The 22,250-nt window shown below is 67.0% G+C and carries 16 protein-coding genes; all 16 read right to left on the bottom strand.

The genetic code is table 11. From position 1 onward, the window contains the following. Positions 1-147 precede the first annotated feature (147 nt). The 16 genes from ACSQ23_RS03580 to ACSQ23_RS03655 all read right to left on the bottom strand — a co-directional run bounded on the left by ACSQ23_RS03580 (position 148) and on the right by ACSQ23_RS03655 (position 22,185). Positions 148-1,797 (bottom strand): glycoside hydrolase family 3 N-terminal domain-containing protein, encoded by a 1,650-nt coding sequence (locus tag ACSQ23_RS03580; RefSeq protein WP_436089745.1) that lies wholly within the window; start codon positions 1,795-1,797, stop codon positions 148-150. Between the two features lie 60 nt (positions 1,798-1,857). Continuing rightward, on the bottom strand, positions 1,858-2,181 hold the full coding sequence (trxA, locus tag ACSQ23_RS03585; protein WP_055047561.1) for a thioredoxin: 324 nt from the start codon (positions 2,179-2,181) through the stop codon (positions 1,858-1,860). A gap of 149 nt (positions 2,182-2,330) precedes the next feature. Next, the gene (gene trxA / locus ACSQ23_RS03590) at positions 2,331-2,654 is read right to left on the bottom strand and encodes a thioredoxin (RefSeq protein WP_055876218.1); all 324 of its coding nucleotides are present in this window, start codon (positions 2,652-2,654) and stop codon (positions 2,331-2,333) included. A 79-nt stretch (positions 2,655-2,733) separates the two neighbouring features. Beyond that, complete coding sequence (gene addA, locus ACSQ23_RS03595) at positions 2,734-6,153, bottom strand: double-strand break repair helicase AddA (RefSeq protein WP_436089746.1); 3,420 nt, start codon at positions 6,151-6,153, stop codon at positions 2,734-2,736. Further along, positions 6,150-9,104 (bottom strand): double-strand break repair protein AddB, encoded by a 2,955-nt coding sequence (gene addB, locus ACSQ23_RS03600; RefSeq protein ID WP_436089747.1) that lies wholly within the window; start codon positions 9,102-9,104, stop codon positions 6,150-6,152. Before addB ends, addA begins: the two co-directional genes overlap by 4 nt. A gap of 281 nt (positions 9,105-9,385) precedes the next feature. Next, positions 9,386-9,829 carry a tRNA (adenosine(37)-N6)-threonylcarbamoyltransferase complex ATPase subunit type 1 TsaE gene (tsaE, locus tag ACSQ23_RS03605; protein WP_436089748.1) on the bottom strand — a complete coding sequence of 148 codons (444 nt, stop codon included), beginning with the start codon at positions 9,827-9,829 and terminating at the stop codon, positions 9,386-9,388. A gap of 38 nt (positions 9,830-9,867) precedes the next feature. Further along, complete coding sequence (locus ACSQ23_RS03610; protein WP_436089749.1) at positions 9,868-12,273, bottom strand: PAS-domain containing protein; 2,406 nt, start codon at positions 12,271-12,273, stop codon at positions 9,868-9,870. A 608-nt stretch (positions 12,274-12,881) separates the two neighbouring features. Next, positions 12,882-14,282 (bottom strand): adenosylhomocysteinase, encoded by a 1,401-nt coding sequence (ahcY, locus tag ACSQ23_RS03615; RefSeq protein WP_055876203.1) that lies wholly within the window; start codon positions 14,280-14,282, stop codon positions 12,882-12,884. A gap of 175 nt (positions 14,283-14,457) precedes the next feature. Continuing rightward, on the bottom strand, positions 14,458-14,973 hold the full coding sequence (locus ACSQ23_RS03620) for a DUF2937 family protein (protein ID WP_436089750.1): 516 nt from the start codon (positions 14,971-14,973) through the stop codon (positions 14,458-14,460). A gap of 119 nt (positions 14,974-15,092) precedes the next feature. Beyond that, positions 15,093-15,923 (bottom strand): tryptophan synthase subunit alpha, encoded by an 831-nt coding sequence (trpA, locus tag ACSQ23_RS03625; RefSeq protein ID WP_436089751.1) that lies wholly within the window; start codon positions 15,921-15,923, stop codon positions 15,093-15,095. After that, the gene (gene trpB / locus ACSQ23_RS03630; protein WP_055998513.1) at positions 15,923-17,143 is read right to left on the bottom strand and encodes a tryptophan synthase subunit beta; all 1,221 of its coding nucleotides are present in this window, start codon (positions 17,141-17,143) and stop codon (positions 15,923-15,925) included. The genes trpA and trpB overlap by 1 nt, the downstream gene beginning before the upstream one ends. 10 nt (positions 17,144-17,153) lie before the next feature. After that, positions 17,154-17,804 (bottom strand): phosphoribosylanthranilate isomerase, encoded by a 651-nt coding sequence (locus ACSQ23_RS03635; RefSeq protein ID WP_055876193.1) that lies wholly within the window; start codon positions 17,802-17,804, stop codon positions 17,154-17,156. Between the two features lie 10 nt (positions 17,805-17,814). Next, positions 17,815-18,162, bottom strand: coding sequence for a lipopolysaccharide assembly protein LapA domain-containing protein (locus ACSQ23_RS03640; protein WP_055047554.1), 348 nt, complete (start codon positions 18,160-18,162; stop codon positions 17,815-17,817). 15 nt (positions 18,163-18,177) lie between these two features. After that, positions 18,178-18,462 (bottom strand): integration host factor subunit beta, encoded by a 285-nt coding sequence (locus tag ACSQ23_RS03645; protein WP_055876189.1) that lies wholly within the window; start codon positions 18,460-18,462, stop codon positions 18,178-18,180. Between the two features lie 35 nt (positions 18,463-18,497). Then, positions 18,498-19,445 (bottom strand): signal peptide peptidase SppA, encoded by a 948-nt coding sequence (gene sppA / locus ACSQ23_RS03650; protein ID WP_436089752.1) that lies wholly within the window; start codon positions 19,443-19,445, stop codon positions 18,498-18,500. 253 nt (positions 19,446-19,698) lie between these two features. After that, positions 19,699-22,185 carry an ATP-binding protein gene (locus ACSQ23_RS03655; protein ID WP_436089753.1) on the bottom strand — a complete coding sequence of 829 codons (2,487 nt, stop codon included), beginning with the start codon at positions 22,183-22,185 and terminating at the stop codon, positions 19,699-19,701. Positions 22,186-22,250 lie beyond the last annotated feature (65 nt).

Below are 22,250 nucleotides of genomic sequence, written 5' to 3' on the forward strand. Positions count from 1 at the left end.
CCACCCCAGCTCCGCTAAGGCTTCGCCTAGCTGCGCTACCCTCCCCACAAGGGGGAGGGAGGCGATAGCTGCACGTTTTCGGCTCCTGCGTCTCCCTCCCCCTTGTGGGGAGGGATCAAGGGTGGGGGCGCCCCACGCACCGGCCTCTCAATACTTCGCATCCTCCAGCCCGCAGAACGGGTCGACCGGCGACTTCGTGTTCCAGGGCACATCGCCGAGCAGCGCCGCGAGCACGGCCCGCTGCATCGTCTCGGTGGTGGCGTAGGCGTTGATGTAGGTCGGCACCCGCGGCGCGTCGTAGAGCATGTAGGGGTAGCCGAACGAGATCATCGCGGTCGGGATGTCGTGCCAGTGGCGCTGCATCGCCTTGCCGAAGCTGCCGGTCAGCCGCAGCCAGTCGAGGAAGATGCGGCCGCGGGTCAACAGCGTCTCGTCGCCGAACAGGTAAAGCACCAGGTCGAACTTATCCGGGCTCACCTCGGTGGCGGCGTCATGCACCGTCACCTCGAAGCCGCGCTGGCGTAGCAGGTCGGGCAGCGCGAAGGGCAAGGGGTGCGGCAGGAACGGGAAGACGATGCCGCCGGAGATCACCAGGATCCGCTTGTGCTTGGTGGGATCGAGCGGCAGCAGGTTCTGGGTGTCCTTGACCAGAGTCGGCGCCCGCTTTGCCACGGCGTCGGCATAGGCCCGGTTCTCGGCAGTGCCGATCGAACCCCCGCCAGCGGGCTTGTGGAGGCCCACCGCGGCCTTGAGGCCGAGCTGGCGGATCACCGCATCGTCAACCCGCTGCCAGCTCAGCCGGCCATCCGCCAGCGCCGCTTCGAGATAGGCGAGGTCCTGCTCATAGTCATCGGAGAACAGGATCACGTCGCAGCCGGCGCTGACGAGTTCGGGCAGCGTGTCGCTGCGCTTGCCCCAGGCGCCGAGCCCCGCCATCGGCGTCGCGTCGGAGACGATCAGCCCGTTGAAGCCGAGGCGGTTGCGCAGCAGTTCCTCGTTCAGCAGCCGGCTGATCGAGGCCGGGCGGAACGCTTCGACGCCGGCATCGGGATCGAGCGCGCGCACGAAGGCCGGCAGCGCGATATGCGCCGACATCACCGAGAGCGCACCAGCGGCGATGGCGCCGCGATAGAGCCGCCCGAAATTGGCCTCCCAGTCCTCCATCGACAGCGGGTTGATGGTGGTGACGAGGTGCTGGTCGCGATCGTCAAAACCCTCGCCGGGCCAGTGCTTGATGGCCGAGGCGACGCCGTGCTGCTGGAACACCCGCATCTGGGTGATGGCGTGCTTTTCGACGGTCGCGACATCGGAGCCGAAACCGCGGGTTGCGACGATGGCGCTGCGGAACGCGGCGTTGATGTCGAGAACCGGGGTAAAACTCCAGTTGATGCCGATCGCCCGGGCCTCTTCGGCCATGATCCGGCTTACTTCGGCGGTGACCTCGACATCGTCGATCGCCGCCAGCGCCAGCGGGTTCGGCATCTCGGCGCCGGCCGCGAGGGACATCCTGCTGCCTTCGAGATCGGCCGAGATCAGCAGCGGCACTGGCGCCGCGGCGTTGAGATCGGCGAACAGCGCCCGCTCTGCCGCAACGTCTGCGCCGGCATGGCGGGTGATGCCGCCCGGCCGGAAGGCCCGGATCCGGGCAATCTCATCGGCGTCCATGCCGCGCGACAATAGCGTGAACAGCTGGCGCAGCTTGTCGTCCGATGTCAGCGCGGCAAAGCGCTCCCGCACCCAGGCAAGCGCCTCGGCATCGAGATTGAACGGGGCTTTGGCGAGGTGGTCGAAATTCATGCAGTCCTCCGGTGCGGGGCGGTGACTATGCCCGATCGCACCGGAAAATCGCGCGTGAAATTATGCGGCGAACTGATCCAGCCACTTGATCAGCTGCACGCGCGACTGGCCGGCGCCGACCTTGAAATCCACCGGCTCACCATCCTTGAAGACGATCAGCGTCGGCATGGCGCGCACATTGTACTTCACCACGGTCGAAGGGTTGGCATCGACGTCGAGCTTGACGATCTTCACCTTGGCGGCGAGCTCGGTCGAGAGGTCGTCGAGGATCGGGTCCATCGCCTTGCAGGGCGGGCACCATTCGGCCCAGAAATCGACCAGTACGGGCTTACTTGAGTTCAGCACTTCAGCTTCGAAGTTCTGGTCGTTGACGCGCGTACCCATAATCGTCTCCATCGTCGATTGGCGATGGAAGCTACAGGGAGTCGGGCGAGAAAGAAAGGCATGGCTTTCCACGCCGTAAGCGGGAAAGAGAAACGCCGCCGGCGGGTGCCAGCGGCGTTTTCTTATTGGAAGCAGCGAGTGACGCGCCCTTAGGCAGCGTGGCTCTCGAGCCACTTCGCGAGGCCGGCCTTCGGGGTGCCGGCGCCGATCTTCATGTCGGCGGCTTCGCCGCCTTTGAACAGGATCATCGTCGGGATCGAACGGACGCCGTACTTGACGGTGGTGTTCGGGTTGTCGTCGACGTTCAGCTTGACGATCTTCACCTTGCCCTGCAGCTCAGCCGAGAGCTCTTCCAGAACCGGCGAGATGGCGCGACACGGGCCACACCACTCGGCCCAGAAATCTACGAGCACGGGCTCTTTCGAGGACAGGACTTCCTCGCCAAAATTGGCGTCGGAAACGTGGGTTGTCATTGGGATTGCCTTTTGGGTTGAAAGCGGCGGTCTGTTTGATCCAAAAGCTAGGTAGAGTCCAGCGTGACTTCAACGAACGTCACCGGATGGTGAACCCCCGCGCCGCGTTTGCCAAGGCGGCGTCGGGCAATTTTAGCAGCGATTCCAACCCAGTCCAGAGGATGCCGGTTTCTATCCTCTGTCCCGGGAAAAGCTGCTTTGCAACAAGCGCATAGAGCCCGAGCTGCAGGAGGTAACCGGGTTTGACCCGCTCGGGTTCCATCATCGGGTCGGCATCGGACTTGAAATCGACCAGCAGCACGCCACCCGGCGTCACGACGATCCGGTCGATGCGGCCGGCAATGGTCACCGTCTCGCCCTTATGCAGCGCGGTCGCAAGGAACGGCACTTCGGCGCGGCTGCCCTCGGCAAACAGGTGCTGGAGCTCCGGCCGCGACAGGATCGACAGTGCCTTCGTCGCCAGCCCCTGATGTTGGTCGGGTGCTTCGGGCAGCAGCAGCGGCAGCGCCCGCGCCGCGACTGCCGGCCGATCGGGCAGTGCAACCTTGGCGAGGTGCTGCAGCAAGGCATGAAGCGCCGTACCGGCGAGCCGCGCCGTCGTGGGGTCGAGCCCCTCTTCAAGCCGCGTCGCCAGCGTGCGGTCGGGATCGGACGGCGTCTCAACGCTCGATGGCCGCAAGACCTTGCGCACCTTGCGCTCCGGCAGCGGCTTCAGATCGAGCCCCATGCCACCGAGGTCGACCAGCGCCTCGACCGGCTTCAGCTTCGCCGGCGCCGGCCTCTCCCTGGGATAGAGCAGCGCCGCGGTATTGCCCTCAGCATCGGTGAGGCTTTCGCTCAGCGGCCCCAGCCCCTGCTCGATCGCCTCGTACCAGCTGCCATCGACCTTGCCCTGCTTGGTCAGGTAGCCGGTGACATAGAGCTCGTCCTCGGCGCGGGTCATGGCGACGTAGAGCTTCCGCCAGTATTCCTTTAGCTGGTCGCTGTCGGCCTCGTCCTTGAAGCCTGATGTGGCCGGGGCATGGGTTGCCGACGACGAGGCGTGGACGAAGAGCGGCGGCTGTGCCCGCAAGTAGATGCTGCGCCGGTCGCGGCCGCGCTCGGTGCTGGCGGCGTCCGCGAGGATGACGATCGGCGCTTCGAGCCCCTTGGCGCCATGCACCGTCATCACCCGCACGCCGGCGCCGCCTTCGGCCAGCTCGCGCTTGATGGTCACCTCGCGCGAGCGGAGTTCGGCAAGAAAGCCGAGCAGCGAGGGCTGCGGCGATTGCTCATGCGACAGCGCCAGGTCGAGGAACTCGGCCATCACGTCGTCGATCTCCGAGCCGAAGCGGCCACGCATCCGCTTGAGGCCGCCGCCAGCATAGAGCACATCGGCGTAGAAGTTGAACGGCCGCTCGAAATCCAGCCGGTTGCGCCAGCGATAGAGCTGGTCGTAGGCCGCCTGCACCGAGGGGATTTCAGCGCTTTCGATGGCCCGCCACAGCCGCTTGTCGCCACGCGGCTGCGCCACCGCCAGCAAGTCATCCTCGCTGACCTCGAACAGCGGCGAGCGCAGCAAGGCCGCCAGCTGCAGGTCGTCGGCCGGGTTGCTCAGCACATCGCCGAGCGCCATCATATCGAGGACGCCGATATGGGTGGTGACCGCCAGCCGGTCGGCCCCCGGTGTTGGCACCCCGGCGCGGATCAGCGCCCGGATGATCTCGTGAAACAGGATGCTGCGCACCTGAACGAGGATCAGCACATCGTCGGCGCTCACCGCCTTGCCGCGCGGCCCAAGCGGGCGTTTGGCATCGATCCAGCCCTTGATCTCCCGGGCGATCTTTTCCGCCACCTGGCGCTGGGCGCTCTGCGTCTGGATCAGCGGCGGCTCGGTTGGCCAGTTCTCGGGGTCGGTCTCTTCCGCCTGGTCCTTGATCGGTGGCCACAGCGTCACCACGCCACCGGCATCGGCGCGGGCGGTCGAGTGGGCGACGCCCGTCGCCTCAAGCGCCCCGTCCTTGAGGTCGGCGCGCTTGAACACCTCGTCGACGGCGTTCAGGACGTTAGGCAAGGTGCGAAAACTGTAGCGCAGCGGCACCGGGGTGATCTCGAAATGCGCGGCGCGGGCACTGAAGGCGTATTGCCGGCCAGCCTCGACGAACACTTTTGGGTCGGCGCCCTGGAACGAGAAGATCGACTGCTTCTGGTCGCCCACCGCGAACAGGGTGCGCGGCCGGTCGGCGGCGCTGTCGCCGAAAAAGAAATCGTCGATCAGCGCCCCCACCACCTGCCATTGCAGCGGGTTGGTGTCCTGCCCCTCGTCGACGAGGATGTGGCTGAGGCCGGCATCGAGCTTGTAGCGCACCCAGGGGCCCTGCTCCTCGTCGCGTAGCAGCGCCGCGAGCTTTTCGATCAGGTCGTCGAAATCGAGCAGCGAGCGGGCCCGCTTGGCCTTCTCGTAATGCGCCGAGATTGCCGCCACCACGTCGAGCATCGCCTCGCTGCGCGCCACCAGCTCCGCCGTCACCAGCTTCTGGTAGAGCTGTTCGAGCCGCTGCCCCTCGGCCACTAGGCGCGCCGCGACATCGGGGATCAGCGCCGCGGTGGCCTTCTTGATCAAGGTCTTGCGCGCCGTGCGATCGGCCTGGGTCAGGAAGGCATCGAGCAGGTCGTCGGCATCGGGCTTGCCAGGGTCGATCTGGCCAAGCCGGTCGACGAAGTCGGTGCCGTAGGGGTCGGGGGTGATGAGCGAAAAGATCGCGGCGTGGTCGTCGCGGCTGAGGCCGTAGCCCGAGCTGATCTCCGCCATCACCTCGTCGATGCCGCCGACATTGCCGACGAGCTTGTGCAACTCGCGCTTCGCCGCCTGCGGCTGCGCCAGCACCCGGCGCAGGGTGCGCTGCTGGTTCAGCGCTTCGAGGATGGCGGTCTCGATCTGGAAATCACTGAGCAGGCCGAACAGCGTTTCCACCGCCGCCGCCTCGCCGCTGCCGCGGAGGCCCGCCGCGAGCACAGTCTCGCGCGCCTCGAGCAGCATGCTGTCGCGCTGGTGCTCCTCCAGCACGCTGAAATCGAACGGCACCGCCGCCTCGCGCGGGAAGCGGTGCAGCACGCTCTCGCAGAAGGCGTGGATGGTCTGGATGCGGAGGCCACCTGGGGCCTCCAGCGCCCGGGCGAACAGCGAGCGCGCCCGCAAGCGCATCGCCGGGGTCGGCGGCACTCCAGAGAGCGCCGTCAGGTCCTTGATCAGCTCGTCTTCGCTTTCGAGCGCCCACTGGCCCAGCCGCTCGGCGACGCGGCCACGCATCTCGGCTGCCGCCGCCTTGGTATAGGTGAGGCAGAGGATCTCCTCGGGCTTGGCGCCCGAAAGCAGCAGCCGCAGCACCCGGGCGGTCAGCACATAGGTCTTGCCCGAGCCGGCATTGGCCGTCACCCAGACGCTGCGCTCGGGGTCGGAGGCGTCGCGCTGCGCCGCAACGATCTGCTGCGGCATCGGGCTCAGAAGGCGCCGGCTCATGGATCATCCACTCCCGCGGTCAGCGTCCATTCGTCGGTGCGCGCCAAGTGGTCGTAGGGGCCTGGAAAGGATTTTCGGCCGGTTTCGACGCGCGGCCGGATGCGCGCCGCCATCGGCAGCCCGTCCTGCAGCAGGAAGGCCTCGACATGCCGCTGCATGCGGCGTTCGATCTCACCCACCGCATCCATCAGGCTCATGCCCTTGATCAGCTTGAACGGCTTGATCTGGAACGCCGCCGGCCCCAGGCCGATCTTGATGTAGGTGAGCGCCGAGCTGTCGCGGGGCGAGATGCCAGGGAACACCCCGGCGCGGGCCATTGCCGCCTCCAGCAGCAGCTGCGGCGCGTCGAACGCCGTCATGTCCTTGGGCTGCGGCACGCCGCCGGTCTTGAAATCGATGATCTCGAGCGTGCCGTCGCGCTTCAGGTCGAGCCGGTCCGCCTTGCCGACGAGCACGAAGTTGTCGAGCGCCGGAAACAGCCACTCGCCCTTGGTCTCGGCGTGGCGTTCGACGATCTCGGCGTCGCGCCGGCGCTCATAGTCGAGGAACTGCCGGGCGGCGCGCTCGAAGCGCTTCAGCCAGATGTCGCGACGCTCCTTGATGGCGTCGAGGCCGGCAAAGGCGTCGCGCGCCATCTCCATCATCTCGGGCAGCGCTTCGGGCAGTTCGAGATCGAGCCCGGCATGGACGAATTTCTCGAACACGCCGTGGATCATGGTACCGCGCTCACGCGCGCTGGGCTCGGTCCCGAGCGGCTCGATCCGTTTGAGGGCCAGCACATGCCGGGCGTAGATGTCGTAGGGCGAGCGCATCAGCGGCTCGATCTCGGTGATCGACAGTCGCCGTGGGCGGATGCGGGCGGGCGGGTTGGGCGACGGCCGGTCGGCCGGGCGCGGCACGCCGGCATGATCGATCGCATCGGCCTGGGCCAGCCAGCGCATGCCGCGCGCCCGAGCCTGCCTCGCCTCGCTCTCGCCGATAAAGGCGTAGAGCCGTTGCAGCAGCGGCGAGGGCAGCGCCGGCGAGGTGCCGATGCGCTCGGCATAGGCGATGATCACCTCGGCATTGCCGGCGGCCATGACGAAGTCATGCGCCGCCTGGCCCTGTCGGCGCTCGGGCGGCTCGAGCCCGATGCCGATGCGCATGCCGCGGCTGAGCCAGGGGCCAGGGTCGGCGACCGGCGGCCAGATATCCTCGTTCATGCCGGCGAGGATCATCAGGTCGGGGTTCATCAGGCGGGCTTCGAGCTCGCCCCAGATGTGGATGTCGTCGCGCGCCGGGACCGGGTTCTGCGTCTTGGTGCCGGTGAGCAGCGCCTCGATCACCGCTTCGAGGTCGAACGGCGCGAAAGCGGTGCCGCCCTGGTCGAGCGCCACCAGCTCTTCGGCCCAACGGCGGAGCTCAGCCATCCCCGGCAGCTCGGCCTCGGCGATCAGCGCATCGAGCGTCGTCAGCAGCGCTGAGGCGAGTTCGGGGGCGGTGATGCGCTCGCGCGTCCTGAGCGTTACGATCGGCGCCATGGCCGCATCGAGCCGATCGAGCAGGGCCGGCAGTTCGGCGTGGTCGGACAGGGCCCGCAAGCCGGCGATGCCGGCGCCGGGGCGCTCCGAACGCAGCCGCAGGTCGAGATGGTCGGTGAGCTTGCGGACGAGGAAGCGGTCGAGGCCCAGCGATACGGCGGCGTTGCGCAGCAGCGAGATGATGTCGACCGGCGCATAGTCGTCGGTGGCGATGGCCAGCACCTGCCGCGCCAGCCGCCCGGCGGCCGACTGGAACAACGGCGTGCCGGCGGCGTCATCGACCACCACCCCGTGGCGGTTGAGTTCGGCTGCGATGCGCCGGGCCAGGGTCTGGTCGCGCGCCACGATGCCGACGGTCTTCTTCTCAGCCAGCGTGGCGCGGGCGGCGAGCGCGATAGCGCGGGCCTCGACGTCGGCGTTGCGGGCGGCGAGGATGCTGACGCCGTCGAGCGCCCGGCTCACCGGAATATCAGCGCGCAGGATCGGCCAGGCCGGCGTTTCGCTGGCCGGCGCCAGCGCCGCCTGCACCAGCGCGGTGCGGGCCTTTTCGCCACCCAGTTCCACCACCTCGCCGACACCGGCCTCGAGGCTGCGCAGCAGTTTCATCAGGCCATATTGCGGATGGCCCTGGGTGGTCTCGCCGTTGATCATCCGGTCGTGGCGATCGGGGGTGAACGAGGTATCAAGCCCCGGCAGCACCACGACGCCGCGCGGCAGTGCCGCCACGGCCTTGAGCAGTGCCGCAGTAGCGGGGATCGAGCCGGTGGAGCCGGCGGCAATCACCGGGCGGTCGCCATAGACGAAGCCCGCGGCCCCGGCCTGGCGCAGCAGCCGCTCGTTGCGGGCGGTGGCGGCGTCGATGCGGCCGCGTTCGGCGAGGATCGCCGGCCAGGCCTTCAGCGCTACGTCGAGGAATTCCAGCACCTTCTGCCAGTTATCGGCCAGCTCTTCGGGCACCAGCTCTTTCAGTTTCTCGGTGGCAATGCCGGCGATGGTGAAATCGTCGATCACCTCGCCGAGGGAATCGGCGAGCCAGAAGATCTCGGCCGGGTTGGGCGGGGTGGCAAAGCTCTCGGCCCGCTCGGCAAACAGCCGCACCAGGTGCGACAGGGTCAGCCGGCGCTCGAGCAGCGATGCCGCGGGCTTGCTGGCCGGCGCGTCGAAGGGCGGCAGGAACGGTTCTTCATCCGCCACCTCGCCGCCAAAGGTGCGGATATCGGGCAGCAGCACGGTGCCACCGAGGCGCCGCGCGAACTCTTCGGCGAGGACGAAACGGGCGCGCCGGGTGGGAAGGATGATGGTGATGTCGCTGAGCCAGAAGGCGCCCTGGCGCGGCCAATCGCCCAGCAAACGGCCATCGAGCACCCGCTCGGCGAGCGTCGCGAGAAAGGGCGCGTGGGGGGCGATATTGAAGAGCGAGTCGCGGCGCATGGTCGGCGATTTGACTCGGTGGGGCGCGGGAAGTCCAGCGGAGTAGGTTGCGAGGACTATTGGGATGCTCAGATCATTTCAGAGGCACCGCATTTCCCTCACCCCATGGGTGCCAAGCTGTGGTCTTGCCCCACCCAGCGGATGTCATCCCAGCGAAAGCTGGGACCCATCCATCCACTTGTGCTGAGGCGCGTTGGGTCCCAGCTTTCGCTGGGATGACACCGAGTTCGGGGCGGTGTCGGGTGGCCATCAGCGCCGCATCAGAGCAGTGCAATCCCTGACTAAATGACCCGATCGTCGCTGAAAGCGATCGTCGCCTCGCGACCGTCGCCGCCTGGGGGCACTGCAAGGGAGACGCGAACCGTCGCCTGCTGCACCACCTCGTCCGAGCGCTCCGGCCATTCGACGAGGACGATCGCGTCGGCCCGGTCGAACAGGCCCAGTTCATCGACCTCGCGCGGGCTGGAGATGCGGTAGAGGTCGGCATGCAGCACCGGGTGGCCGTTGGACTCATAGGGCTGCACCAGGGCAAAGCTCGGCGAGGGCACATCGAGCCTGTCGTCACCGACCAGGGTGCGGATCACGCTGCGGGCGAGCGCGGTCTTGCCGGCGCCGAGGTCGCCCTCGAGCAGCACCAGGTCGCCAGGCCGCAGCAATGCGGCGAGGCGGCGGCCGAGATCGGCGGTCGCGTCATCGTCGGCGAGGAACAGGTGCTGGTCAGCCATGGCACTGCAATAGCGTCAGCGCGCTACCGCGAAAAGCCCTACTCGGCAGCGCCGGCCATGGCGGCGTCGCTCGGAAGGCTCACCACTACGCGGGTGCCGCGCGGCTCGCGCCGCTCCACCGCGATGGTGCCGCCATGCATGTTGACGAAGGCGCGGACGATCGAGAGGCCGAGGCCGGCGCCGCGCTGGCGGACCGGGCCGGCCAGCGCCTCGTTGCGATCGAGCAGCGCGACGCGCATTTCCTCGCTCATCGGGGCGCCTTCGTCCTCGACCACGAACTGGATGCGGCCGGTGCGGCCGCTGACGGTGAGCCGCACCTCGCCACCCGGTTCGGAGAAGCGGGCGGCGTTCGAGAGCAGGTTATAAAGCACGTTCACGATGCGGGTGCCGTCGGCGATGAACGGCGGCAGGTCGGGCTCGACGATGACCTTGAGGTTGAGCGAGGGCTCGCCGTCGATATCGGGGAAGGTGGCAGCGAGGCCGGCGCGCGCCTTGTCGACCAGCGTTGCGACGTCCTGCGGTTCGGGCTGCAATTCGGCAATGCCGGCATCGACCGTCGCGAGGTCGAGGATGTTGTCGATCAACACGCCCAGCGTGGCGCTCGAGGCGCGGATGAAGTCGGTATAGCTGTGCTGCTTGTCGTTCAGCTCGCCGGCGGCGCCCGAGGCGAGCAGGTCGGCGAAGCCGATGATGTTGGTGAGCGGCGAGCGCAGTTCGTACGAGACGTTCTGCACGAACGCATCCTTCAGCCGGTCGGCGGTGATCAGCGCGTCGTTTCGCTCCTTCAGCACGCGCTGGTAGTTGGCGCTCTCGGTGACATCGAGGAAGGTCATCATCGTCTGCCCGTCGGGCAGCCGCACGATGGCATAGTCGATCAGCTTGCCGTCGGCCCGGGTGATGCGGCCCTGCCGGTCCGAGCGCGTCGGGTTGAGGTCGATGATCGAGCGCTTGAGGTCGCGCCAGATCGTCGCCCCGTCCTCGGGCAGCGCCCGCGCCGCGGCTTCGGCGATCTGGTCGATATGCGGCGTCTCGGCGAGGAGGTTGGCCGGCAGCTTCCACACGGTCGAGAGTTTCGGGTTCGACAGCGTCAGCCGCCCGTTGGTGCCGAACACCGCCACCGCTTCGCTCAGGGCGTTGAGTGTCGAGCGCTGCACGTCCAGCACCACCTTGTGCTGGCTCTTCAAATTCAGCTGGTCGGTAATGTCCTCGAACACGTAGATCACCCCACCCTTCGGCCCGGCCGGGGCGGCGATCACCTGCACAGTGCGGCCATCGGGCAGGTGCCAGGGCTCGAGTTCCTTGGGGACGCGGAGCTGGTAGGCACTGAGGTGCCGGGTGCGCCAGCCCTGATAGTCAGGCTCGTTGGGCAGCTTGCCGTCGGTGCGGAGCTTGTCGAGAATGGCGCGCTCGTCCATGCCGAGCTTCAGCCAGTTCGGGTCAATGTCCCACATGGCGCAATAGGCGCGGTTGAACTGCACCAGCTCGCGGTTGGGATTGAAGATGGCGATCGGCGTCGCCAGCGCATCGATAATGGCGCTGAGATGCGACAGCCCGGCATCGCGCGGGGCGCTGTCCTGGCGCGCGTGCAGATAGCCGGCCGAGCCACCGTTGACCGGGAAGTCGACGACCTCGAAATCGCCGACCTCGCCCAAGGTCACCATGGTGCTCTGGGGCTTGCGCGCATCGCCAAGCACGGCGCGGTTGCGCTGCAGCAGGCCGTAATCGACCAGTTCGGCCGGCTGGCTCTCGCTGGTCTTGCGGCCGAGCGCCCGCGCCAGGTCGTGATAGGCGGCGTTGGCGAAGACGAGGCGGCCGGCGCCATCGCGGAGGAAGGCCGGCTTGCCGAGGCTCGCCAGCACCGTACGGGCCGTGGCGTGGTCGGTGGCGGTCTGCGTGGCCTGCGAAACCGACGCTGCTGCAGCCAGTTCGCCCTGCGGCGCAATCGCTGCGGGCCGGAGCCGGAGGGCGGCGCCGTTGCCGAGCAGCGAGCCCGAGGCACGCACGGTGCGGCCATCGCCGGCCTTGAGCGTCAGCTCGAAGCCGCGGCCGCCAACCCGCAGGTTCTCGATGGCGCGGGCGATGCGATCGGCGTCGGCCTCGCCGAGCCAGGAGGCGAAATCCAGCACCGCTTCAGCGCGCCGCCCCGGGGGCAGCAGGGCCGAGGCCTGGCCGAGGAAGCGCGGGCCTTCACCGGCGCTGGCCCACAGCACAATGATCTCGCGACCGCCAGACAGCAGCGCTTCGTATTCGTCGACCCGGGCGCGGAGCCCGGCGATCTGTTCGGCGGCGCGCGAGCGCGCCAGCCGGTTGTCGCGCAGCATGCGGCGCACCAGCGCCATGGCGATCAGCGCGAAGGCGCCGGCGCCCAGCGCGATGGCGACGGGCGCAGCGCCCATCACATTGTTGGCAGTGATGCCCTGGGCCAGGGCGGGAGACGCACTCACAAGGGTCACCAGACTCGCTGATAGACCTGCGAATCCCCAATCGTTCCGGACCCTATCCGGCGCCATATACTGCCCCTAACCGATTATGCCGCTCACCGCTGCCCGGATCGGACAGCGAACACCGCACTTGCCGCCGCGCCGAGCCCCATTGATTCGCCGCGCCTTCGGCAGGCCAAAACCCGTAACCGCCGAATCACCAGACATTACCGGGCGCGGAATCGCGCAAAAAGAGTCTAATTGTATGTGAACAGCGGGGAATGGCCCGAGAATGGGTGTTGACCCGAGTCCGAACAGTGAACGCTTCGTTAACGCCGCACTGATTTGGGGGGATTATTTTGCCGGGTGCGGTGCGTGTGGCCCCCCACCCAGCTTCGCTACGGCTGCGCCTAGCTGCGCTACCCTCCCCGTGGGGACGACAAGAGGTCGCCCCGAGGGGGAGGGAGACGATAGAACCGAAGCCAGCAGTCAGGTCTCCCTCCCCTTGATGGGGAGGGCAGCGCAGCTTGCTCGCGTAGCGGGCTTAGCGAAGCTGGGTGGGGCGGGGCCACAGGCACCAGATGTGAAAAGGGCGCCCAGTGGGCGCCCTTCAGAATTCGAAGCGTAACCCGTCAGTACCGATACTGCTCGGACTTGAACGGGCCGGTCTCGCTGACGCCGATATAGTCGGCCTGCGACTTACTGAGCTTGGTCAGCTTGGCGCCGAGCTTGGCGAGGTGGAGTTCGGCCACCTTCTCGTCGAGGTGCTTGGGCAGGACGTGCACCGCCTTGGTGAGCGTTTCGCCATTGGTCCAGAGCTCGATCTGCGCCAGGGTCTGGTTGGCGAACGAGGCGCTCATCACGAAGCTCGGGTGGCCGGTGGCGTTGCCGAGGTTGACGAGGCGGCCTTCCGACAGCAGCACGATGCGCTTATTGGCCGAGAGCTCGACGATATCGACCTGCGGCTTGACGTTGGTCCACTTGAAGTTGCGCAGCTCGGCAACCTGGATCTCGTTGTCGAAATGGCCGATGTTGCAGACGATCGCCATGTCCTTGAGGTTGCGGATGTCGTCGAGGCTGACAACGTCCTTGTTCCCCGTGGCGGTGACGACGATGTCGGCGCGGTGCGCCGCGTCCTCGAGGGTCACCACTTCATAGCCGTCCATCGCCGCCTGCAGCGCGCAGATCGGATCGACTTCGGTAACCAGCACGCGGGCGCCGGCGCCGCGCAGCGACTGGGCCGAACCCTTGCCGACGTCGCCATAGCCGCAGACGATCGCCACCTTGCCGGCCAGCATCACATCGGTGCCGCGGCGGATGGCGTCGACGAGGGATTCACGCGTGCCGTACTTGTTGTCGAACTTCGACTTGGTGACGCTGTCATTGACGTTGATCGCCGGGAAGGGCAGCTCGCCCTTCTGCTGCAGCTGATAGAGCCGCATCACGCCCGTGGTGGTCTCCTCCGAAACGCCGCGGATATTGGCGCGGATCTTCGAATAGAATTTCGGGTCCTGCGCCAGCCGCTTCTTGATCAGCGCGAAGAAGATTTCCTCTTCCTCGGAATGCGGGTTGTTCAGCACCGAGGGGTCGGTCTCGGCCTTGGCGCCGGTCAGCACCAGCATAGTGGCGTCGCCGCCATCATCGAGGATCATGTTGGGGGTCTGGCCGCCGGGCCATTCCATCATGCGGTCGGTGTAATCCCAGTATTCTTCGAGGCTCTCGCCCTTCTTGGCGAAGACCGAGATGCCGGCGGCGGCGATAGCGGCGGCGGCGTGGTCCTGGGTCGAGAAGATGTTGCAGCTGACCCAGCGGACGTCGGCGCCGAGCGCCTTCAGCGTCTCGATCAGCACGGCGGTCTGGATGGTCATGTGGAGCGAGCCGGCAATGCGGGCCCCCTTGAGCGGCTGCTTGGCGGCATATTCCTCGCGGATCGCCATCAGGCCCGGCATTTCGATCTCGGCCATGCCGATTTCCTTGCGGCCATACTCGGCGAGGCCGATGTCGCGGACCACGTAGTCGTTATTGCTGGCCATCGGCCCTGTCTCCATCCTGTCGTGCTGTTGCGGCCTTATACTGAAGCTGGAGGCCGCTATCAACCGGGATATAAAGAAAGCTTTATGTCCCTTGAGTGATTGATCGGTCGCGAGATCGAACCGGAAAAGTCTGCAACCCCCGCCTCCGGGGGGCAGGCCTTTTCCCGATCTCGCTCTAGGGCCGACGCTCGACATAGCGCACGCGACGGCGCCGGAACGGCAGCAGCAGCACCCCTGCTATCGCCGAGAGGATCACATAGCCCACGGCGAAGCCGGCGGCCGCATAGCTCAGCCCCTCGAGGGTCACCGGCACCGCCGGCTGGTAATCGCTGAGGGTGCGCCGGCCGATCTCGGTATCGAAATATTCGGGCATCCGGGTGAAGCGCTCCCAGCCGGTAGCGCCGCGCACTTCGGCCAGGGTGGCGGAGAGCTGCTGGTAACGTGAGAAGGTCCGCGCCATCGACTCGCCGCGGGCCGCGATGAAGCTGTCGCCCGTCTTCGAATATCGGTCGATCGCCTGTTCGAGGGTCAAACCTGCCTCTTTGGCGGCGACCTCGAACTCGGCGGTGATGATGCGCAATTCGTCCACCGCGCCGCCCAGCCGCTGGGTATATTGCTGGGCATATTCGGGGAACTGGCTGAGACTGAGGCCAAGCGCCAGTCCGCCAATGATGCCGAGTGTCCTGCGCATCCCAAAACTCCGTTCCCCACTGCAACGGCACCACGACGGGTGCCGTTCCGAACATAGGAACAGTTGGTGAGCGAGAGACTAACTCGCCAGACCTCGGAAGCCGCAGGACCTTGCTGCGGTCAGGCGGCCGCCTTCGCCCGCTTCACGCCACTCGAGAGGCCGGCGACCAGTGTGGTCACCGCGGCGACCGTGCCGGCAGTGGCTTTGCCGTTCTCGAGCGAACCGAGCACGGCGTTGCAGATGGCGGTGCCGACGGCGATGCCGTCGGAGTCGCGGCCCATGCGGGCGGCGTCATCGGCGGTCTTGATGCCGAAGCCGACCACGACCGGCAGGTCGGTATGCCCCTTGATGCGGGTCACCGCTTCGCCCACCGCGGCGTGGTTCTTGATGCTGGCGCCGGTAATGCCGGTCATCGAGACGTAGTAGACGAAGCCCGAAGTGTTGTTGAGCACCGCCGGCAGGCGCGCCTCATCGGTGGTCGGGGTGGCGAGGCGGATGAAGTTGAGGCCGGCCCTCAGCGCTGGAATGCAGAGCTCGGCATCTTCTTCGGGCGGCAGGTCGACGACGATCAGCCCATCGACGCCCGCGGCCTTGGCGGCGCTCAGGAAAGCATCGACGCCGAAAATGTAGATCGGGTTGTAATAGCCCATCAGGACGATCGGGGTTTCGTCGTCCTGCTTGCGGAAGGCTTCGACCATCGCCAGCGTCTTCTTCATCGTCTGGCCCGCCGCGAGCGCCCGCTGGCCGGCGGCCTGGACGCCCGGGCCATCAGCCATCGGGTCGGAGAACGGCATACCGAGCTCGATGATGTCGGCGCCGGCGCCCGGCAGCGCCTCGAGGATGGCCTGCGCGGTGGCGAGGTCCGGATCGCCGGCCATGGTGTAGGCGACGAGCGCCGGACGGTTCTGCGAGGCACAGAGCGCAAACCGCGCGGGGATACGGGTGGTCATCAGCTGTTCATCCCCAGGTAGCGGCCGACACTCTCGACATCCTTGTCGCCGCGGCCGGAAAGGCAGAGGACGATGGTCTCGTCCGTGCTCATCGTCGGCGCGACCTTCATGAGATGCGCGAGGCCATGGGCGCTTTCCAGTGCCGGGATGATGCCCTCGAGCCTGGTGCAGAGCTGGAAGGCGTCGAGCGCTTCCTTATCGGTGATCGGCGCGTAGGTGACGCGCTTGGTATCGTGCAGATACGAGTGTTCGGGACCGACGCCCGGATAGTCGAGGCCGGCCGAAATCGAGTGGCCCTCGAGGATCTGGCCGTCGGCATTCTGTAAGAGGTAGGTGCGGTTGCCGTGCAGCACGCCGGGGCGGCCGCCGGTCATCGAGGCGGCATGGCCGTTCTCGACTTCGATGCCATGGCCACCGGCTTCGGCGCCATAGAGCTTGACCGAGGGATCATCGAGGAAGGCGTGGAAGGTGCCGATGGCGTTGGAGCCGCCGCCGACGCAGGCGACGACGGCGTCGGGCAGCTTGCCGGTCTCGGCCTGCATCTGCGCCTTGATCTCTTCGCCGATCACCGACTGGAAGTTGCGCACCATCTCCGGATAGGGGTGCGGGCCGGCCGCGGTACCGATCAGGTAATAGGTGGTCTCGACATTGGTGACCCAGTCGCGCAGCGCCTCGTTCATGGCATCCTTGAGGGTGCCGGCGCCGGCAGTGACCGGGCGGACCTCGGCGCCGAGCATCTTCATGCGCAACACGTTGGGGTATTGCCGCTCGACGTCGGTGGCGCCCATGAACACCACGCAGGGCAGATCGAACTTGGCGCAGACCGTCGCCGTCGCCACGCCATGCTGGCCGGCGCCGGTCTCGGCGATGATCCGGGTCTTGCCCATGCGCTTGGCGAGCAGGATCTGGCCGAGCGTGTTGTTGATCTTGTGCGAGCCGGTGTGGTTCAGCTCTTCGCGCTTGAAGTAGACCTTGGCGCCGCCCAGTTGCTCGGTCAGCCGCTCGGCGAAATAGAGCGGCGAGGGGCGGCCGACATAGTGGGTAGCGAGATGCTTGATCTGGGCCTGGAACTCAGGATCGGCCTGCGCTGCGCGGTAAGCCTTCTCGAGATCGAGGATCAGCGGCATCAGCGTTTCGGCGACGAAACGGCCGCCATAGAGCCCAAAGCGACCCTGCTCGTCGGGGCCGTTGCGAAGGGAATTGGCCCCGGTCGCGGTCACTGCTGAACTCCTACCCGTGTGCGGCTCGCGCCTGCTCGATGAAAGCCCGGATCAGCGCCGCGTCCTTGACGCCGGGCGCGGTTTCGACGCCGGAGGAGACATCGACGGCCATCGGTCGAACGGCCCGGATTGCCTCTCCCACCGTCTCGGGCGTGAGGCCCCCGGAAAGCATGAATGGAAGGTTGGGGTCAAGCGCCTTGAGCAGGCTCCAGTCGAACGGCACGCCATGCCCGCCGCTGCGATCGGCCCCCTTGGGCGCCTTGGCGTCGAGCAGGATGCGATCGGCGATATCGGCGAAGTCGGCAACATGCGCCACATCCTCGGCCGTGCTGATGCCGATGGCCTTCATGATGGCGATGCCGGCTTCGTCGCGGATCGCTTCGACGCGATGCGGCGTCTCAGGGCCATGCAGCTGGATCCAGTCGGGCGACAAAGCGGCAATTTCCATGACCGAGGAATTGTCCGGATTGACCAGGACGACGCAGGTCTCGATCCGGCCACGTGCCGCCGAGATCAGTTCCTGCAGCGTCTCGAGATCGACATGCCGGGGGCTGCGCTCGAAATGCATGAAGCCGACGATGTCGGCGCCGGCGTCAATGGCTGCGTCGAGCAGTGCCGGGGTCCTGATGCCGCAGATCTTGACGATGAGGGGGTCGGACATGTGCCTTGGATCAGTTGGGAACGAAATCTTCGGCGCCAAGCGCCGGGGGTTCGGGCGAGCGGCGGGCGACCTCCAGCTCGCGATGCAAGCGTTCGGTCTCGCGCTTGAAGTGGCGCTCGTCGCGGCGATGCGGCCCCTGGGCGAACCAGGTGGCGACGCCTCCGAGCAGCACGCCGACCAGCAGCACGGCAAACAGCACCAGGAACAGCGGCACCCCGACACCCGGCGAGCTCAAGGCTTCGACCGGCGCGAAGGGGTTGAAGTTCACCACCACCAACTGGCGGTTGGCCAGGGCGAACACAATCAGCACCGCGCAAAGCGGCACCAGCACGAACCAGCCGACAATGCGTCTAATCATCGGAAATGCCAGACATCATCCCGCGCGATTGATCCGCTCACGGATTTCCTTGCCGGCCTTGAACTGCGGCACGTACTTCTCGCCCACATCGACGGTTTCGCCGGTCCTGGGGTTGCGGCCGACACGCGCCGGCCGGTTCTTGACCGAGAAGGCACCGAAGCCGCGCAGCTCGACGCGGTCACCACGGGCCATCGCGTCGCCGACCTCATCGAGGATAGCGTTCACGATGTTCTCGATATCGCGCTGAAACAGATGCGGATTCTCGTCGGACAGTCGCTGCACGAGTTCGGACTTGATCATACCGCCCCCCGGCGCACTCCACGGGTCGATGGGGTTCACATCGATGGGTTAGCCTGCCAAAGCGAGACCAAACCGTCAAGGGACATCGCCCCGTCGACGCTCGAACGCATCACTTCGGCAGCGCTCTGGCCGAGCCAGCGGGTTACGCCGAACCAACCTTCCGCCGGCAACGGAAAGTAATCGACCACCGGCAGGTCGGCGACAATGGCTTTGTCGCTCTCGAGCCAAGTAATGGCCTCGGCTTCGCCGCCGATCGCGTCGATCAGCTTGCTCTCGACGCCCTGGCGCCCGGTGATGATGCGGCCATCGGCCAGCGCCAGCGTTTCGGGCCGTGGGATGGCGCGGCGTTCGGCAACGATATCGACGAACCACTCGAACGAATCGTTGACCAGCGCCTGCAGCGAGGCGCGGACCTCGCCCTGCATCGGCTCGTTGAAGTCGGGCTCGGCCTTGAGCGGGCCGGTCTGCACCTTGTCGAAATTGACCCCGATGGTGTTCAGCAGCTTGCCGGCATCGACATGCTGATAGAGCACGCCGATGGAGCCGACGATCGACAGCCGGCGGGCAAAGATGCGGTCGGTGGCAATGGCGGTCATATAGGCGGCCGAAGCGCCGAGTTCGCTGATCACCGCGACCACCGGTTTTTTGGCGCGCAGCGCCCCAAGCGCCTCGTAGAGTTCCTCACCGCCCGCGGTGGTGCCGCCGGGAGAATTGATGGCGACGATCACGGCTTTCACCGCATCGTCCTCGGCCAGCTTGTCGAGGATCTTGAGGCGAGCCGGATCGGTCATGATGGTGCCGGTGATGCTGACCCGGGCAATGCGGTCGCCGGGGCCGCCCTGCTCCATGGCGAAGCGGCCGACAATGGCCAGGACGGCAGCAGCGAGCGCCAGGAAGAACAGCACCCGCCACAGCCGGCGTGACCGGCGCAGCCGGGCATTGGCGGGGATCAGGTGCGCGCTATCGCCGGAGGTATCGGTCATCGGGGCCTCATGCAGGATTGGAGCGAGGTAACCCGCGGGCCGCGACAAATGCAAGGCGGAGAAGGGTTGCGGGCCGAGGCTCTGCAAGTCCTCCAAACTCGGTGTCATCCCCGCGAAAGCGAGGGAACTCCGTTTGCGATCGTGCGGCAAGCCAAGAAAACAGAGGTTCCCGCTTTCGCGGGAATGACCCGGTGGGTGGGGCCGGGATCACACAGTGGGTGGGGAAGGGTCCGTGCCCCGTGGATAGACGGCCCTATACCTTCAGCCGCTGCCGCTCGGTCTTGATGAAGCCGGCGAGGTGATCGGCCTCGAACAGGGTCAGCGCCCTGCCCTGCTGCAGCAGGCGGTCTCGTTCGGTTCGGCCCAGCGCGGCCTCGAGGGTGCCGGAGAGCCGGTTGCGCTGCATCTCCTCGGTAGCCTGGCGGCCGTCGATCCAGCCCTCAAAACTCTTGTCGGTGAAGCCGACGAGGAGCGCCGCGACATCGAAGGCGCCACGCGTCGCAAGGAGCTCCGCGGCGTTCTGCAACAGGCACCAGTGCCACTGGCCGCCATCGCGCGGCACGATTTCGGCCGCTTCGTAAAGCGGGGCGACCGCACCGTCGAAATCGCCGAGCGCCATGCGGTAGGCGGCGTTGTTGTTGAGATGGAAGCCGAGCAGCAGGCTGCGGCCGGCGGCTCGCAATTCGGGCATAATCTGATTGGAGAGCGACAGGGCGCGAACCGTGTCGCCGCCCTTATGCAGCATCTCGGCAAGGTTCATCACCGAGCGAAAACGGCCCTTGGGGTTGCCGACATCGAGATGCATGGCAAGCCCGGCTTCGGCGCGGGCGAGCCCCGACATGGTGTCGCCGCGGGTCCAGGCCTGGGTGCCGATGCCCACCAGCGCCCAGGATTTCACCTTGCTGGGCGGCATGTCGGCGATCAGCGTTTCGAGCTCGGCAACCAGCGGCTCGGCATCGCCCTGATGGTGGAAGAAGATGGTGATCCAGGCGGTAAGCACCAGCGCCTGGGTGTAGCGCAACCGATCATCGCTCCGTCGGAACCAGTCGAGCGCCGGCTCGAGCCCCTGATAGGCGCGGACATCCATGGCGTTGTAGCGGCCGATCTCGCCCAGCGCCAATTGCAGCCGGGCCGCGGTTTCCGGCGGCACGGCGCCGACCAGCGACATGCCGGCCTCGATGGTCGCCAGCCCTTCGGCGCCGAGCTGCTCTTCCATGAAGTAGCGGTAGGAGCCGGCGGCGATCTCGACATAAGTCGGCCAGTCGGCGCGGGTCTTGGTCCAGGCGAGGGCGGCGCGGAGGTTGTCGCCGTCCGGGCGGTAGATCTGGTCCCAGCGCTCGTCCGGCAGCACCTCCCAGCGCAGCACGCTGTCGGCGAAGAGGTCGCGAATATAGGCGGCGTGGCGGTCGCGGGTGATGACGTCCTCGCCGGCCTCGGCCAGCTTGTCGAGAGCGAAATGACGAGTGGATTCTAGCAGGCGGTAGCGCGCCCGGTCCTGGCCGTCGCGAACGACGAGCGAGCGGCGCACCAGTTCGGCGACCCGCATCTCGGCCCCCTCGCCCGCCACCGCGTTGACGGCGGGGATGGAGAAGCTGCCCTGGAACACCCCGAGAGCGCGCAGGGTGCGTTGATCTTCGGGCTCGAGCAGGTCGTAGCTCCAGGCCAGCGAGGCGGCGAGGGAACGGTGGCGCGGCAGCGCCGGGTCCCAGTCGGCCTCGAGGCTCGCCAATTGCTGCTCGAGCTGGCGGTCGACGGTCTCGATACCGACGGTCGCGGCGCGGGCGGCTGCCATTTTCAGCGCCAGCGCCACCCCGTCGAGGCGGCGGCACAGGCGAGCGACGATCGGCAGCTCGTCAGCCGAGAGCTTTTCGCCGAACGCCTCGTAGCAATAGGCGAGGAACTGCGCCGAGGCGGCGTCGACCAGTTCGCCTTCGCCGGTGACGGCGAAAGGCAGGAGCTTGAAGACGTGCTCCTCGGGCAAGGCGAGCGGCACCTGCGAGGTCGCGAGGATGCGGATATCTGGCACTTCGGCCAGCAAGGTGCGAATGACGCGCGCTGCGGCGCCGCGCACATGTTCGCAATTGTCGAAGATCAGCACCGCTTCGCTGGGCCTCAGATACTCGACGATCGATTCAAGCGAGCGGCTGCCGGCGCGGAACGGCACGGCGAGGGTCTGGATCAAGACGCTCTCGATGAACTCGCCGCTGCCGAGCGCGGCTAGGTCGACCATCCACACGCCGCCATCGACAGGGCCGAGCGTCTCGGCCACAGCGACCGCCAGCGTGGTCTTACCGACCCCGCCGGGGCCGAGAATGCTGACCAGCCGGTGCTGGTCGAGCAGGCGGGCAACGGCCGCGATCTCGGTCTCGCGCGCCACGCAGTCGGCACGATAGCGGCCGAGATTGCCGTCGGCGCCGGCGGCGAGCGATCGCACCGTCTCCGCATCCTCGACCGGCTCGGGGCCGACATATTTGTAGCCGCGACCATGCACGGTGGCGATGAAGCCGGGGCCAAGCGCCTTGCGCAGCGCCGACATATGGACCTGCAGCGTATTCTCCTCGACCACCACGCCGGGCCACACCGCGTCGAACAGGGCGGACTTGTCGAGCAACTGGTTGGGCCGGGTCAGCAGCGCCTCGAGTAGGTCGAAGGAACGGCCCGAAAGCTCGATCAGCCCGTCAGGGCCGATGAGCTCGCGTTCACGCGGCCGGATCCGGTAGTCGCCAAAGCGCTTTTCCATTGTGTGATCATAGCCTGATCCCCTGATTCAGGTCGATCAGGACTGCTTCAGAACTCTTCAGGATT

Source organism: Devosia sp. LjRoot16 (assembly GCF_964252795.1).
In the GTDB taxonomy this organism is placed as follows: Bacteria; Pseudomonadota; Alphaproteobacteria; order Rhizobiales; family Devosiaceae; genus Devosia_A.

What these genes read in the sequence shown, in the direction of transcription:
- ACSQ23_RS03580 (WP_436089745.1), bottom strand. Translation starts at nt 1,797, where the DNA reads ATGAATTTCGACCACCTCGCCAAAGCCCCGTTCAATCTCGATGCCGAG.
- trxA (WP_055047561.1), bottom strand. Translation starts at nt 2,181, where the DNA reads ATGGGTACGCGCGTCAACGACCAGAACTTCGAAGCTGAAGTGCTGAAC.
- trxA (WP_055876218.1), bottom strand. Translation starts at nt 2,654, where the DNA reads ATGACAACCCACGTTTCCGACGCCAATTTTGGCGAGGAAGTCCTGTCC.
- addA (WP_436089746.1), bottom strand. Translation starts at nt 6,153, where the DNA reads ATGAGCCGGCGCCTTCTGAGCCCGATGCCGCAGCAGATCGTTGCGGCG.
- addB (WP_436089747.1), bottom strand. Translation starts at nt 9,104, where the DNA reads ATGCGCCGCGACTCGCTCTTCAATATCGCCCCCCACGCGCCCTTTCTC.
- tsaE (WP_436089748.1), bottom strand. Translation starts at nt 9,829, where the DNA reads ATGGCTGACCAGCACCTGTTCCTCGCCGACGATGACGCGACCGCCGAT.
- ahcY (WP_055876203.1), bottom strand. Translation starts at nt 14,282, where the DNA reads ATGGCCAGCAATAACGACTACGTGGTCCGCGACATCGGCCTCGCCGAG.
- ACSQ23_RS03620 (WP_436089750.1), bottom strand. Translation starts at nt 14,973, where the DNA reads ATGCGCAGGACACTCGGCATCATTGGCGGACTGGCGCTTGGCCTCAGT.
- trpA (WP_436089751.1), bottom strand. Translation starts at nt 15,923, where the DNA reads ATGACCACCCGTATCCCCGCGCGGTTTGCGCTCTGTGCCTCGCAGAAC.
- ACSQ23_RS03635 (WP_055876193.1), bottom strand. Translation starts at nt 17,804, where the DNA reads ATGTCCGACCCCCTCATCGTCAAGATCTGCGGCATCAGGACCCCGGCA.
- ACSQ23_RS03640 (WP_055047554.1), bottom strand. Translation starts at nt 18,162, where the DNA reads ATGATTAGACGCATTGTCGGCTGGTTCGTGCTGGTGCCGCTTTGCGCG.
- ACSQ23_RS03645 (WP_055876189.1), bottom strand. Translation starts at nt 18,462, where the DNA reads ATGATCAAGTCCGAACTCGTGCAGCGACTGTCCGACGAGAATCCGCAT.
- sppA (WP_436089752.1), bottom strand. Translation starts at nt 19,445, where the DNA reads ATGACCGATACCTCCGGCGATAGCGCGCACCTGATCCCCGCCAATGCC.
- ACSQ23_RS03655 (WP_436089753.1), bottom strand. Translation starts at nt 22,185, where the DNA reads ATGGAAAAGCGCTTTGGCGACTACCGGATCCGGCCGCGTGAACGCGAG.